Source organism: Micromonospora sp. RV43, from assembly GCF_001029515.1.
Classification (GTDB): Bacteria; Actinomycetota; Actinomycetes; order Mycobacteriales; family Micromonosporaceae; genus Micromonospora; species Micromonospora aurantiaca.
Genome location: NZ_LEKG01000199.1, coordinates 1 through 13,411, shown reverse-complemented (window position 1 = coordinate 13,411; position 13,411 = coordinate 1). Strand labels below are relative to the sequence as shown.

The window sequence follows — 13,411 nt, the reverse complement described above, 5'->3', positions numbered from 1 at the left end:
GAGCCAGGTGGTGTCGGTGGGGGACGGGGGCGGGCCGACCGTCTCCTCGCCGGTTTTCGGGTTCACCAAGAGGAGGCGCCAACCCTCGGGGGTGTGGACTGCCACGTCCACTGGGACGTTGTCCAGCCATTCCGTCGCCAGGAGCAGGCCGGTGATGCCGTCGGGGATGTCGGGGCGCCAGTCGATCTCCGGCAGCAGGTCCGGCGGGCGGGCCGACAGTTCCACAGCCACCGGGTGGAGCCGGGCGGCCAGCTCGGGTGCGGCCTGCGCCAGCAGCTCCCGGAGCAGTTCGCCCCGGCCCGCGCCCACGTCCACCACGTCGAGCCGGTCCGGGTGCCCCAGCGCCGCGTCCACCGTCTCGAGCTGGCGCAGCAGGCACGCGGTGAAGACGGGTGAGGCGTGCACGCTCGTGCGGAAGTGCGCGGCGGGCCCGGCACCGGAGACGAAGAAGCCGTCCGGCCCGTACAGCGCCCGCTCCATCGCGTCGCGCCAGCGCAGCGGGGAGGTCACCGGGCCGACCCTACGGGACGTACCCGAACGGGCGGTTTGCCCGCCACCGCAGCAGCGGCTTCCGGCGGTCGGTGAAGGTTTTCACACCTTCTTGTTTCGGGTCTGTCACCCGGGCGCATACTTGCCATCGACCGGTACCCCCTTCGAGGACTGGATCGCTGCCATGAGCGCACCGCTGCGCCCCCGGGCCACCGCTGCCCCGCTCGTCTTCCCGCGTACCCTCGCCGTCGGCGTCCTCGGCGCCGGCCGGGTCGGCGCCGTGCTGGGCGCGGCCCTCGCCGCAGCCGGTCACCGGGTGGTCGCCGCATCCGGCGCCTCGGGCGCGACGAAGGCCCGGCTGGCGCTGCTGCTGCCGCAGACCCCGCACCGTTCCGCGTCCGCCGTGGCGCGTGCCGCCGCCGACCTGCTGATCGTCGCGGTCCCGGACGACGCGCTGGCGGGTGTGGTCGCGGACCTGGCCGCGAGCGGCGCGCTGCGCCCCGGCCAGGTGGTGGCGCACACGTCCGGCGCGCACGGGCTCGCCGCGCTGGCCCCGGCCGTCGAGGCGGGCGCCCGGCCGCTCGCGCTGCACCCGGCGATGACCTTCACCGGTACGCCGGACGACCTGTCCCGCCTGCCCGGCATCTCCTACGGGGTGACCGCCCCGGCCGAGTTGCGCCCGTTCGCGGCCCGGCTGGTGGCCGACCTGGGCGGCGTACCGGAGTGGGTCGGTGAGAACGACCGGCCGCTCTACCACGCGGCGCTCGCGCACGGCGCGAACCACCTGGTGACGCTCGTCAACGAGGCCGCCGACCGGCTGCGTGACGCCGGGGTGGAGCGGCCGGAGAAGGTGCTCGCCCCGCTGCTGCGGGCCGCCCTGGAGAACGCGCTGCGGCTGGGCGACGACGCGCTCACCGGCCCGGTGTCGCGCGGCGACGCGGGCACCGTACGCCGGCATCTGGACCGGCTGGCGCGGACCGCGCCGGAATCCGTACCCGCGTATCTGGCGTTGGCACGACGGACGGCGGACCGTGCCGTCGCGGTCGGCCGCCTTCGCCCGGCGGACGCGGCCGCGCTGCGCAACGTGCTCGACGGAATCGAGGTGGCGGCCTGATGGCCGAGGTGCTGCACACGCGCAAGGAACTGGCGGCCGCCCGCGAGGCGATGGCCGGCCCGGTCGGCGTGGTGATGACCATGGGCGCGCTGCACGCCGGGCACGAGGCGCTGCTGCGGGCCGCCCGCGAGCGCGCCGGCCACGTCATCGTCACGATCTTCGTGAACCCGCTGCAGTTCGGCCCGAACGAGGACTTCGACCGCTACCCGCGCACGCTCGACTCCGACCTGGAGATCTGCCGCCGGGCCGGGGTGGACGTGGTGTTCGCGCCCTCGGTGACCGAGATGTACCCGGAGGGCCGCCCGACGGTGCGGCTCGACCCGGGTCCGCTCGGCGAGGACCTGGAGGGCCTGAGCCGTCCCGGCTTCTTCCACGGCGTGCTCACCGTGGTGATGAAGCTGCTCCAGCTCACCCGCCCCGACCTGGCGTTCTTCGGCGAGAAGGACTACCAGCAGCTCACCCTGGTCCGCCGGATGGTCCGCGACCTCGACGTGCCGGCCGAGATCGTCGGCGTGCCGACCGTACGGGAACCGGACGGGCTGGCCATGTCCAGCCGCAACCGGTACCTGTCGGCGCCCGAGCGGGAGACCGCGCTGAGCCTGTCCGCCGCGTTGCGGGCCGGCGCGACGGCGGCCGAGCGGGGTGAGGACGCGGGCGCGGTGCTGGCCGCCGCGCACCGGGCCTTCGACGCGCCGGACGCGCGCCTGGACTACCTGGTGCTCACCGACACCGAGCTGGAACCCGGCCCGGTCGCCGGCCCGGCCCGGCTGCTGATCGCGGCCTGGGTCAGCGCCACCCGTCTGATCGACAACACGGCGATCCACCTCGCGCCGCGTCCCTGAACCCCACCACGAATGCGGAAAGGCACCCCGATGCTGCGGACCATGCTCAAGTCGAAGATCCATCGGGCCACCGTGACCCAGGCCGACCTGCACTACGTCGGCTCGGTGACCGTGGACGAGGACCTGCTCGACGCGGCGGACCTGATCCCCGGCGAGCAGGTCGCGATCGTGGACATCACCAACGGCGCCCGGCTGGAGACGTACGTGATCCCGGGGCGGCGGGGCAGCGGCGTGATCGGCATCAACGGCGCCGCCGCGCACCTGGTGCACCCCGGTGACCTGGTCATCCTGATCTCGTACGGGCAGATGGACGACGCCGAGGCCCGCGCGTACCGCCCCCGGGTGGTGCACGTCGACGCCGACAACAAGGTCGTCGACCTCTCCGCGGACCCGGCGACCGCGGCCCCCGGCACCGCAGGCGCCCCCGTCCCCAACCCCCTCGCCGCCGCGTCTCGCCGTTGATCTTGCAGTTGCGGCCCCCTCGTCGCCCCTTTTGTCAGGTCTGCGGGGGCAGCTAGTGCAAGATCGACGGGGCGGACGGGTGGGAAACGCGGTCTGTCACCGGAAGGTCATTTTCGGCTACCCTGGGCGGACCGTCGGGGATCGACGGTCGTCGGCTGGGGGAGGCCGCGATGCGCCGTGCGATGAGCTTCCTGGTCGCCGCGATGGTCGCGAGCGCCGCCCTGACCGGCTGCGCCGGCGCCGGCGGGCTGGACGGCGACCTCACCGACGACTGGGCCGCGATGGCCGCACCCGGGCCGTTCACCCCGGCGGCCGAGGTCTGCCAGGTCGCCGACTTCACAGCGAGCGTCGGCCTGGCCGCGTACGCGCCGGTCGGCTGCGAGCTGCCGCACCGGGTGGAGACCGTGCACGTCGGGGCGTTCACCACCGACCGGCCCACCCCGCCGCCGCTCGCCTCGCCCGAGCTGCGTACCGCGTTCGCCGACTGCGACAAGCGGGCCGCCGGGTACGTGGGTGACGACTGGCGCGCCGGGCGGCTCCGGCTGGCAGTGGCGGTACCGACGGGCACCGGCTGGACGGCGGGCTCCCGCTGGTACCGGTGCGACCTGACCGAGCTGACCACCGTCGAGGCGGCGGCCACCGTGGTCACCCGGACGGGCAGCCTGCGCGACGCGCTCAAGACGCCCTCCCCGCTGCGGCTGGGCTGCCAGCGCTCGGTGCGGGACACGAACCGCGTGGAGCGGCTCAACCCGGTCGACTGTGCTGCCGCGCACGACGCCGAGTTCGTCGGCGTGTGGGCCGCGCCGGACCGCCCGTATCCGAAGAAGCCGGAGGACTGGGTGCCGCTCTACGACGGCTGCTTCGGCGTGATCGCCCGGTACGCCGGGGTGCCGGCCGACGGGCTGCTGCGCTACCGCAGCGACGTGGTGGTCCGTCCGCCCGCTGCCGGTCGCTGGGCGGTCGGCGACCGGGGCGTCCGCTGCTACCTGTGGCTCAGCGACCGTACGGTCACCACCTCGCTCAAGGGCGCCGGACCGGCCGGCCTCCCGCGCCGGACGAGGTAGCGGACCGCACTCGTCACGCCCCCCGCGCCCGAGTCGAGTTCGCTTCGGGTTGACTGTGCTCATGGACCTACCGACCGTCGACCTGCCGGCGCTGCCCCGGCTGCTCGCCGCGCCCGCCCCCGGCTGGGTGGAGACGACAGACGTGATCGTGGTCGGCTCCGGCGTGGCCGGGTTGACCGCCGCGCTGCACCTGCGCGAGGCCGGCCTGCACGTCACGGTGGTCACCAAGGTCGACATGGACGAGGGCTCGACCCGCTGGGCGCAGGGCGGGATCGCCGCCGTGCTGGACCCGGCGGACACGCCGGACGCGCACGCGTACGACACGGAGGTCGCTGGCGTCGGCCTCTGCGACCCGGCGGCGGTCCGCGCACTGGTGGCCGAGGGGCCGACCCGGCTGCGTGAGCTGATGCGGATCGGGGCGGAGTTCGACCGCAACCCGGACGGCTCGCTGATGCTGACCCGGGAGGGCGGCCACCGGGCCGACCGGATCGTGCACGCGGGCGGCGACGCCACCGGTGCGGAGGTGCAGCGGGCGCTGCACGACGCGGTCCGCCGCGATCCGTGGATCCGGCTGGTCGAGCACGCGCTGGTGCTGGACCTGCTGCGCGCTCCCGGGGACGGGCCGGGCGGGCTCGGCCCGGCCTGCGGCATCACGCTGCACGTGCTCGGCGAGGGCAGCGAGGACGGCGTCGGCGCGATCCTCGGCCGCGCGGTGGTGCTGGCCACCGGCGGCATGGGGCAGGTCTTCGCCGCCACCACCAACCCGGCGGTCTCCACCGGGGACGGGGTGGCGCTGGCGCTGCGCGCGGGCGCCGCAGTCACCGACGTGGAGTTCGTCCAGTTCCACCCGACCGCGCTCATCGTGCCGGCCGGTGGGCCGGGCGCGGGGCTGGCCCAGCAGCCGCTGGTCTCCGAGGCGCTGCGCGGCGAGGGCGCCCACCTGGTCGACGGCGACGGCAAGCGGTTCATGGTCGGTCAGCACGAACTGGCCGAGCTGGCGCCCCGGGACGTGGTCGCCAAGGGCATCCACCGGGTGCTGCTCGCGTCCGGCGCGGACCACGTCTTCCTGGATGCCCGGCACCTGGGCGGCGACTTCCTCGCCCGGCGGTTCCCCACCATCGTGGCGTCCTGCCTGGCCATCGGCGTGGACCCGGCGACCGACCTGATCCCGGTTGCGCCGGCCGCGCACTACGCCTCCGGCGGCGTCCGGACCGACCTGCGGGGGCGCACCTCCATCCCCGGCCTGTACGCGTGCGGCGAGGTCGCCTGCACCGGCGTGCACGGCGCCAACCGGCTCGCCAGCAACTCGCTGCTGGAGGGGCTGGTCTTCTCCCGCCGGATCGCCGAGGACATCGCCGCCGGGTTGCCCGAGCAGGCCCGCCCGGCGGAGACCGGCGCCTGGGTGGGCGGGCCGGGCGCGCTGGTGCCGGCTACGGGCACGGCGGAGCTGCAACGGGCGATGACGCGGGGCGCGGGAGTGCTCCGGTCGGCGCAGACGCTGGAGGCCACCGCCGCCACGCTCACCGGGCTGGGCGCGGGCCGGGGCGTGCCGCGTACCGCCGACTGGGAGGCGACGAACCTGCTGACTGTGGCGTCGACGCTGGTCGCCGCCGCGTACGCGCGCCAGGAGACGCGGGGCTGCCACTGGCGGGAGGACTTCCCGACGGCCGACGAGCGGTGGCTCGGCCACCTGGTGGCCGAGGTGGGTACGGACGGCCGGGTGGCCGAGCGCTGGGAGGAGAACCACTCATGAGGGAGTCGACGGAGCGGGCGCTGCGGGACGGCGGCCTGGACCCGGAGCGGGTCCGGCACGTCATCGTCGACACGCTGCACGAGGATCTGGGGCCCGGCTTCCTCGACGTGACGAGCGTGGCCACCATCCCTGACGACCAGCACGACACGGCCGATCTGGTGGCGCGCGCCGACGGCGTGGTGGCCGGGCTGCCCGTCGCCGCCGCCGTGTTCGAGCTCGTCGGCGAGGTCACCGGCGCGGGCCGTACGGTCGAGGTGTCGCTGGTTGCAGGCGACGGACAGCGGGTGGCGCGCGGCGACGTGCTGGCCACCGTGACCGGGCCGACCCGGCTGCTGCTGACCGCCGAGCGGACGGCGCTGAACCTGCTGTCCCGCATGTCCGGGGTGGCGACACACACCCGGGCCTGGGCCGACGCGCTGGCCGGCACGAAGGCGATGGTGCTGGACACCCGCAAGACCACGCCGGGCCTGCGGGCACTGGAGAAGTACGCGGTCCGGGCCGGTGGCGGCACCAACAAGCGGATGGGCCTGTACGACGTCGCCATGATCAAGGACAACCACAAGGTCGCCGCGGGCGGGATCGCTGCCGCGTTCCGCCGGGTCCGGGAGGCGTTCCCCGACGTCGCGGTGCAGGTGGAGGTGGACACGCCGGCCGAGGCGGTGGAGGCGGTCGAGGCGGGGGCGCGGTTCCTGCTGCTGGACAACATGACCCCGGCGCAGCTGCGCGAGGTGGTGGCGTCGGTGGGCGACCGGGCGGAGCTGGAGGCCACCGGAGGGCTGACGCTGCCGATGGCCGCCGAGTACGGCGCGACGGGCGTCGACTTCCTCTCGGTCGGCGCGCTCACCCACTCGTCGCCGATCCTGGACATCGCCCTCGACCTGCGTGACGTCTAGGCTGCCGCTGTGCTGCTCTGCATCGACATCGGAAACACGAACACCGTGCTGGCGACCTTCGACGGCGACAAGCTGGTGCATTCGTGGCGGATCAAGACCGACGCCCGCTCCACAGCGGACGAGCTGGGTCTGATGTTCCGCGGACTGCTCGCCGGGGACGCCGTGGAGATCACCGGCGTGGCCGCCTGCTCGACAGTGCCGGCCGCGCTGCGCTCGCTGCGCACCATGCTCGACAGGTACTACGCGGACCTGCCCAGCGTGATCGTCGAGCCGGGCGTCCGGACGGGCGTGCAGCTCGCCATCGACAACCCGAAGGAGGTGGGCGCGGACCGGGTGGTGAACACGCTGGCCGCGTACACGCTCTACGGCGGGCCGTCGATCGTCGTCGACTTCGGCACCACCACCAACTTCGACCTGGTCAGCAGCCGGGGGGAGTTCCTCGGCGGGGCGTTCGCGCCCGGCATCGAGATCTCCTTCGACGCGCTGGCCGCCCGCGCGGCCCAGCTGCGCAAGGTGGAGGCGACCCGCCCGCGCTCGGTGATCGGCAAGAACACCGTCGAGTGCCTCCAGGCCGGGCTCTACTTCGGCTTCGCCGGCCAGGTGGACCGGATCGTCGAGCGGATGTCCGAGGAACTGGGCGGCGTGAAGGCGGTCATCGCCACCGGCGGCCTGGCCTCGCTGGTGCTCGGCGAGTGCCACACCATCACCCACCACGAGCCGATGATCACGCTGATCGGCCTGCGGATGGTCTACGACCGCAACGTCTGAGGTGCAAGGAAGGGCCCCCTGTTAACGCCTCCGGTAGAGGAGGGGCCCCTTCTTAACGCCGGCGTGCCCGGAGCACCATCGTGCGGTACGGCAGCTCGACGGCGTCCCGGCCGGCCAGGTCGGGGTGGCCGGCGAACAGCTCCGCCAGCTCCGCGTCGACCCGCCGCCGCTCGTCCGCGTCGGCCGTCAGCCAGAACGAGCGGGTGTGCAGCATGCCCACCACCTCGTCCGGCGTGAGCGTGGTGGCGTGCGGGAACTCGCCCACCTCGACAGCGGTGAAGGCGGCGCCGAAGTCCGCGTACCGCTGGGTCACGTCGCCGGCGTTGTCGCCGAGGTGGGCGATCCGGCTCAGCTCCGCGACCCAGCCGACCCGCTCGTCCCGGATGTTCCAGACCGGCGCGAACGTGCCGCCCGGGCGCAGCACGCGGGCCACCTCGGCGTGCGCCCGCTCCCTGTCGAACCAGTGGTAGGCCTGCCCGGCCAGCACCGCGTCCGCCGACCCGTCCGGCAGCGGCACCGCCTCGGCGCTGCCGGCCAGCGCCGTCGCACCCGGCGTCGCGGCGGCCAGTTGCGCCCGCATCCCCGGATCCGGTTCCACGGGTACGACCTGAGCCACCGGCCCGGTCAGCGCCAGCAGTCCCCGGGTGAGGATGCCGGTGCCGGCGCCGAGATCGACCACCCGGGCGTCGTGCAGCCCGTCCAGTGCCCAGCGCAACGCCGCCTCCGGATAACGGGGACGGAAACGGTCGTACTCGGCCGCGGCCGCACCGAACGAGAGCGCCGCAGTGGGGTCGGTCATGGCGGGCAGGTTATCCCGTAACGGCCGCCACGGCGCTTGAGTACGCTCATGTGCTGACCCCGCCGATGTCCCCAAGGCCTGAGGAAGCGTGCCGTGACCGAGCAGAACGCCCTGCCAACAGACCCCGCCGACGACCTTCCCGAGCAGATGAAGGTCCGCCGGGAGAAGCGGGACCGGATGCTCGCCGAGGGCGTCGAGCCGTACCCGGTGGGTTTCCCGCGGACCACCACGCTCGCGCAGCTGCGGGAGCGCTACGGCGACCTGCCCACCGACACCGCCACCGGCGACCGGGTCTCGGTCACCGGCCGGGTGATCTTCATTCGTAACACCGGCAAGCTCTGCTTCGCGACGCTGCGGGACGGTGACGGCACCGAGGTCCAGGCGATGCTCTCGCTGGACCGGGTCGGCGCCGAGCGGCTGGGGGACTGGAAGCGTCTGGTCGACCTCGGCGACCACGTGGGCGTGACCGGCGAGGTGATCACCAGCCGGCGCGGCGAGCTGTCCGTTCTCGCCGAGGAGTGGGCGGTGACCGCCAAGGCGCTGCGCCCGCTGCCGGTGGCGCACAAGCCGCTCAGCGAGGAGTCCCGGGTCCGCCAGCGCTACGTGGACCTGGTGGTCCGCCCGCAGGCCCGGCAGATGGTCCGCACCCGGGCCACCGCCGTCCGCAGTCTGCGCGACACCCTGCACGGGCAGGACTTCATCGAGGTCGAGACGCCGATGCTGCAACTGCTGCACGGCGGCGCGGCGGCTCGCCCATTCGTGACCCACAGCAATGCGCTCGACACGGATCTGTATCTGCGAATCGCGCCGGAACTGTTTCTCAAGCGTGCGGTGGTCGGTGGCGTGGACCGCGTCTTCGAGATCAACCGCAACTTCCGTAATGAGGGCATCGACTCTTCGCACTCGCCCGAGTTCGCGATGCTGGAGGCGTACCAGGCGTACGGCGACTACCACACGATGGCCGAGCTGACCCGAAATCTCGTACAGCAGGCCGCAGTGGCGGTCGCCGGCTCGACGGTGGTGACGCACGCCGACGGGCGTGAGTTCGATCTGGGCGGCGAGTGGCGGTCGGTGTCGCTGTTCGGTGTTCTTTCCGAAGCGCTCGGTGAGGAGGTCACCGTCCGCACCGAAAGGGCACGCCTGGTCGAGTACGCGGACAAGGTCGGTCTCTCCGTCGACCCGAAGTGGGGACCGGGCAAGCTGGCCGAGGAGTTGTTCGAGGAACTGGTCGTGCCTTCCCTTCGGGCGCCGACGTTCGTCATGGACTACCCGGAGGAGACCAGCCCGTTGACCCGGGCCCACCGCAGCGAGCCGGGCCTGGCCGAGAAGTGGGACCTCTACGTGCTCGGATTCGAGCTGGGCACCGCGTACTCGGAGCTGGTCGACCCGGTCGTGCAGCGGGAACGGCTGGTGGCCCAGGCGCAGCTCGCGGCGCGCGGCGACGACGAGGCGATGCGACTGGACGAGGACTTTCTCCGGGCCATGGAGTACGGAATGCCGCCGTCCGGCGGCATGGGAATGGGAATCGACCGGCTGCTGATGGCACTGACGGGGCTCGGAATTCGGGAAACGATCCTGTTCCCGTTGGTCCGGCCCGAGTAGGTGCTCCCCGCAAGCCTTCTCCGGCTCGTTACCCCGTCCTATTGACGGAACAAGCGCCGGACGGGTTATTGTGCTCGGTGTATTGCAGGAGTACAACCCTGCTCGAAAGGAATGTGGGACGTGGCCAAGCAGATCATTCACAAGCTGGTCGATGACCTGGACGGCGGGGACGCTGACGAGACCGTCAAGTTCGCGCTCGACGGCGTGCAGTACGAGATCGACCTCTCCGCTTCCAACGCCGGGAAATTGCGCGACGTATTCGCGCCGTACATCGCGAACGGAACGAAGGTCGGTCGCGGGGGTGTGGTCGTCGGTGGCCGGGCCGCTCGGGGCCGGGGCGGTGCGACCGCCGACCGCGAGCAGAACCGTGCCATCCGCGAGTGGGCCAAGAAGGCCGGCAAGGACATCTCCGACCGGGGGCGGATCCCGCAGGAGATCGTGGACGAGTACCACGCGAAGGCGGGGCACTGACCCCACCCTCGTCACGGGCGACGCGACGCCGGACCGGAGTGCCACTCCGGGCCGGCGTCGCCGTTTCCGTACCGGGGTCACGGTTGCGCCCAGCCGTCCCGTTCCCGTCGCCCCTGTGCCGGATGTCCGGTCCGGCCCACCGTGCCGCCCTCGCTCGCGGCGGACGGGAAGAAACCCCCGCCGGGGACGGTTGTCCACAGGCGGTGGAGACTTCATCCACAGGCTGTGGACGACCCGGCGGACGCATCGGTTGCCGCCTCCGGTCCACTCGGCCGGCCGTTCGGGTGCCGGTCGAATTTCGCTCTGCGCGTACAGGCAGGGGCCCCGGAACACCTCCTGAGCGTGGACGGTTGTCAGAAACGACGTCGGAACGGGCATTCGCGGGGGCACACGACCTCAGCGAAGACGGTCCGCGGCGATAGAGTAAGGAGGCACGGACGCCCGTCCCGGACGTCCGCGCACCGGCCCCGCCGAGATCTGACCATCAAGGCGCACGGCACGTGAGGAGCACGAGGGCATGTTCGAGCGGTTCACCGACCGAGCGCGACGGGTTGTCGTCCTGGCCCAAGAAGAGGCCCGGATGCTCAACCACAACTACATCGGTACGGAACACATCCTGCTGGGCCTGATCCACGAGGGTGAGGGTGTCGCGGCCAAGGCCCTGGAGAGCCTCGGCATCTCCCTGGAGGGCGTGCGCCAGCAGGTCGAGGAGATCATCGGCCAGGGCCAGCAGGCGCCGAGCGGGCACATCCCGTTCACGCCGCGGGCCAAGAAGGTGCTGGAGCTGTCGCTGCGCGAGGCGCTGCAGCTCGGCCACAACTACATCGGCACCGAGCACATCCTGCTCGGCCTGATCCGCGAGGGCGAGGGCGTCGCCGCCCAGGTCCTGGTGAAGCTGGGCGCCGACCTGAACCGGGTGCGCCAGCAGGTCATCCAGCTGCTCTCCGGCTACCAGGGCAAGGAGCCGGCCGCTGCCGGTGCCGCCCCGGGTGAGGCCGCGCCGTCGACCAGCCTCGTGCTGGACCAGTTCGGCCGCAACCTGACCCAGGCCGCCCGCGAGGGCAAGCTCGACCCGGTCATCGGGCGCGAGAAGGAGATCGAGCGGGTCATGCAGGTGCTGTCCCGCCGCACCAAGAACAACCCGGTGCTGATCGGTGAGCCCGGCGTCGGCAAGACCGCCGTGGTGGAGGGCCTGTCCCAGAAGATCATCAAGGGCGAGGTGCCCGAGACGCTGAAGGACAAGCAGCTCTACACCCTCGACCTCGGTGCCCTGGTCGCCGGTTCCCGCTACCGCGGTGACTTCGAGGAGCGCCTGAAGAAGGTGCTCAAGGAGATCCGTACGCGCGGCGACATCATCCTGTTCATCGACGAGATCCACACCCTCGTCGGTGCGGGTGCGGCCGAGGGCGCGATCGACGCCGCCAGCATCCTCAAGCCGATGCTGGCCCGTGGTGAGCTGCAGACCATCGGCGCCACCACGCTCGACGAGTACCGCAAGCACCTGGAGAAGGACGCCGCTCTGGAGCGTCGTTTCCAGCCGATCCAGGTGGGTGAGCCGTCGCTGGCCCACACCATCGAGATCCTCAAGGGCCTGCGGGACCGCTACGAGGCGCACCACCGCGTCTCCATCACCGACGCCGCGCTGGTCGCCGCCGCCACGCTCGCCGACCGGTACATCTCCGACCGGTTCCTGCCGGACAAGGCGATCGACCTGATCGACGAGGCGGGCGCGCGGATGCGCATCCGCCGGATGACCGCGCCGCCGGACCTGCGCGACTTCGACGAGCGCATCGCCCAGGTGCGCCGCGACAAGGAGTCCGCGATCGACGCGCAGGACTTCGAGCGGGCCGCCCAGCTGCGCGACACCGAGAAGCAGCTGCTGGGGCAGAAGGCTCAGCGGGAGAAGGAGTGGAAGGCCGGTGACCTGGACGTCGTCAGCGAGGTCGACGACGAGCAGATCGCCGAGGTGCTCGGCAACTGGACCGGCATCCCGGTCTACAAGCTGACCGAGGAGGAGACCTCGCGCCTGCTGCGCATGGAGGACGAGCTGCACAAGCGCGTCATCGGCCAGGAGGACGCGGTCAAGGCCGTCTCGAAGGCGATCCGGCGTACCCGCGCCGGCCTGAAGGACCCGAAGCGCCCCTCCGGCTCGTTCATCTTCGCCGGCCCGTCCGGTGTCGGTAAGACCGAGCTGTCCAAGGCGCTGGCCGAGTTCCTGTTCGGCAGCGAGGACGCCCTCATCCAGCTGGACATGTCGGAGTTCCACGACCGGTACACGGTGTCCCGGCTCGTCGGTGCCCCTCCCGGCTACGTCGGCTACGACGAGGGCGGGCAGCTGACCGAGAAGGTGCGTCGCCGGCCGTTCTCGGTGGTCCTCTTCGACGAGATCGAGAAGGCCCACCCGGACGTGTTCAACACGCTCCTCCAGATCCTGGAGGACGGGCGCCTCACCGACGGCCAGGGCCGGATCGTGGACTTCAAGAACACGGTCATCATTCTGACCACCAACCTCGGTACGCGCGACGTCGCCAAGGCGGTCTCGCTGGGCTTCCAGGCCTCTGAGGACTCCGAGTCGAACTACGACCGGATGAAGCAGAAGGTCAACGACGAGCTCAAGCAGCACTTCCGGCCCGAGTTCCTGAACCGGATCGACGACACCATCGTCTTCCACCAGCTGCGTCAGCTGGAGATCCTGTCGATCGTCGACATCATGATCGCCCGGATCGAGACCCAGCTGCGGAACAAGGACATGGGTCTGGAGCTGACCGACAACGCGAAGAAGTACCTCGCGAAGAAGGGCTTCGACCCGGTGCTGGGTGCGCGGCCGCTGCGCCGCACGATCCAGCGCGACATCGAGGACAACCTGTCCGAGCGGATCCTCTTCAACGAGCTGACCCCGGGTCAGATCGTGGTCGTGGACTGCGAGGGCGACCCGGAGGACATCGACAAGTCCAAGCTCGTCTTCCGGGGCGCGGACCGGCCGGACGCCGTGCCGGACGCGGTCCCGGCGGACCTCGGCGGCACCGCCGCCACCGGCGCTGACGACGCCGCATAAGTCCGCACAGTTCGAGGGCGACGGCCCCGGTAGGCGAAAGCCACCGGGGCCGTCGCCTTTCCCATGCCCACCCACCGCTCCCCAGGGTGCCCCCAGGGT

At 72.2% G+C, this 13,411-nt stretch carries 12 protein-coding genes; 10 read left to right on the top strand and 2 right to left on the bottom strand.

The annotated features are described in order from the left end of the window. On the bottom strand, nucleotides 1–480 hold a 480-nt coding region (locus ABD52_RS32350; RefSeq protein ID WP_047894241.1), incomplete at its 3' end, for an SAM-dependent methyltransferase. A 193-nt stretch (nucleotides 481–673) separates the two neighbouring features. On the opposite strand from ABD52_RS32350, the gene ABD52_RS32345 reads away from it, so the two are divergent. The 7 genes from ABD52_RS32345 (at nucleotide 674) to ABD52_RS32315 (ending at nucleotide 7,385) form a co-directional block, all read left to right on the top strand. Next, nucleotides 674–1,603, top strand: coding sequence for a Rossmann-like and DUF2520 domain-containing protein (locus ABD52_RS32345; RefSeq protein WP_030273714.1), 930 nt, complete (start codon nucleotides 674–676; stop codon nucleotides 1,601–1,603). After that, complete coding sequence (gene panC / locus ABD52_RS32340) at nucleotides 1,603–2,445, top strand: pantoate--beta-alanine ligase (RefSeq protein ID WP_047894240.1); 843 nt, start codon at nucleotides 1,603–1,605, stop codon at nucleotides 2,443–2,445. Before ABD52_RS32345 ends, panC begins: the two co-directional genes overlap by 1 nt. Before the next feature lie 30 nt (nucleotides 2,446–2,475). Next, nucleotides 2,476–2,907 (top strand): aspartate 1-decarboxylase, encoded by a 432-nt coding sequence (gene panD, locus ABD52_RS32335; protein ID WP_047894239.1) that lies wholly within the window; start codon nucleotides 2,476–2,478, stop codon nucleotides 2,905–2,907. Between the two features lie 170 nt (nucleotides 2,908–3,077). After that, complete coding sequence (locus ABD52_RS32330; protein ID WP_013475014.1) at nucleotides 3,078–3,971, top strand: septum formation family protein; 894 nt, start codon at nucleotides 3,078–3,080, stop codon at nucleotides 3,969–3,971. A gap of 61 nt (nucleotides 3,972–4,032) precedes the next feature. Then, nucleotides 4,033–5,724 (top strand): L-aspartate oxidase, encoded by a 1,692-nt coding sequence (locus tag ABD52_RS32325; protein WP_013475015.1) that lies wholly within the window; start codon nucleotides 4,033–4,035, stop codon nucleotides 5,722–5,724. After that, entirely contained in the window at nucleotides 5,721–6,617 is an 897-nt protein-coding gene (gene nadC, locus ABD52_RS32320; protein ID WP_047894238.1) for a carboxylating nicotinate-nucleotide diphosphorylase, read from the top strand. Before ABD52_RS32325 ends, nadC begins: the two co-directional genes overlap by 4 nt. Before the next feature lie 9 nt (nucleotides 6,618–6,626). Then, nucleotides 6,627–7,385: a type III pantothenate kinase gene (locus tag ABD52_RS32315; RefSeq protein WP_013288955.1), complete on the top strand. Its 759-nt coding sequence runs from the start codon at nucleotides 6,627–6,629 to the stop codon at nucleotides 7,383–7,385. A gap of 52 nt (nucleotides 7,386–7,437) precedes the next feature. Here the strand turns inward: ABD52_RS32315 and ABD52_RS32310 are convergent, their stop codons facing one another. Beyond that, nucleotides 7,438–8,184: a class I SAM-dependent methyltransferase gene (locus ABD52_RS32310; protein WP_047894237.1), complete on the bottom strand. Its 747-nt coding sequence runs from the start codon at nucleotides 8,182–8,184 to the stop codon at nucleotides 7,438–7,440. Between the two features lie 93 nt (nucleotides 8,185–8,277). Here ABD52_RS32310 and lysS point away from each other — a divergent pair, with 93 nt between their 5' ends. The 3 genes from lysS (at nucleotide 8,278) to ABD52_RS32295 (ending at nucleotide 13,312) form a co-directional block, all read left to right on the top strand. Further along, nucleotides 8,278–9,786, top strand: a complete 1,509-nt coding sequence (gene lysS, locus ABD52_RS32305) for a lysine--tRNA ligase (RefSeq protein ID WP_047894236.1) — start codon at nucleotides 8,278–8,280, stop codon at nucleotides 9,784–9,786. 120 nt (nucleotides 9,787–9,906) lie between these two features. Beyond that, nucleotides 9,907–10,257 (top strand): Lsr2 family protein, encoded by a 351-nt coding sequence (locus ABD52_RS32300; RefSeq protein ID WP_013288952.1) that lies wholly within the window; start codon nucleotides 9,907–9,909, stop codon nucleotides 10,255–10,257. 517 nt (nucleotides 10,258–10,774) lie between these two features. Beyond that, entirely contained in the window at nucleotides 10,775–13,312 is a 2,538-nt protein-coding gene (locus ABD52_RS32295; RefSeq protein WP_013288951.1) for an ATP-dependent Clp protease ATP-binding subunit, read from the top strand. Nucleotides 13,313–13,411 lie beyond the last annotated feature (99 nt).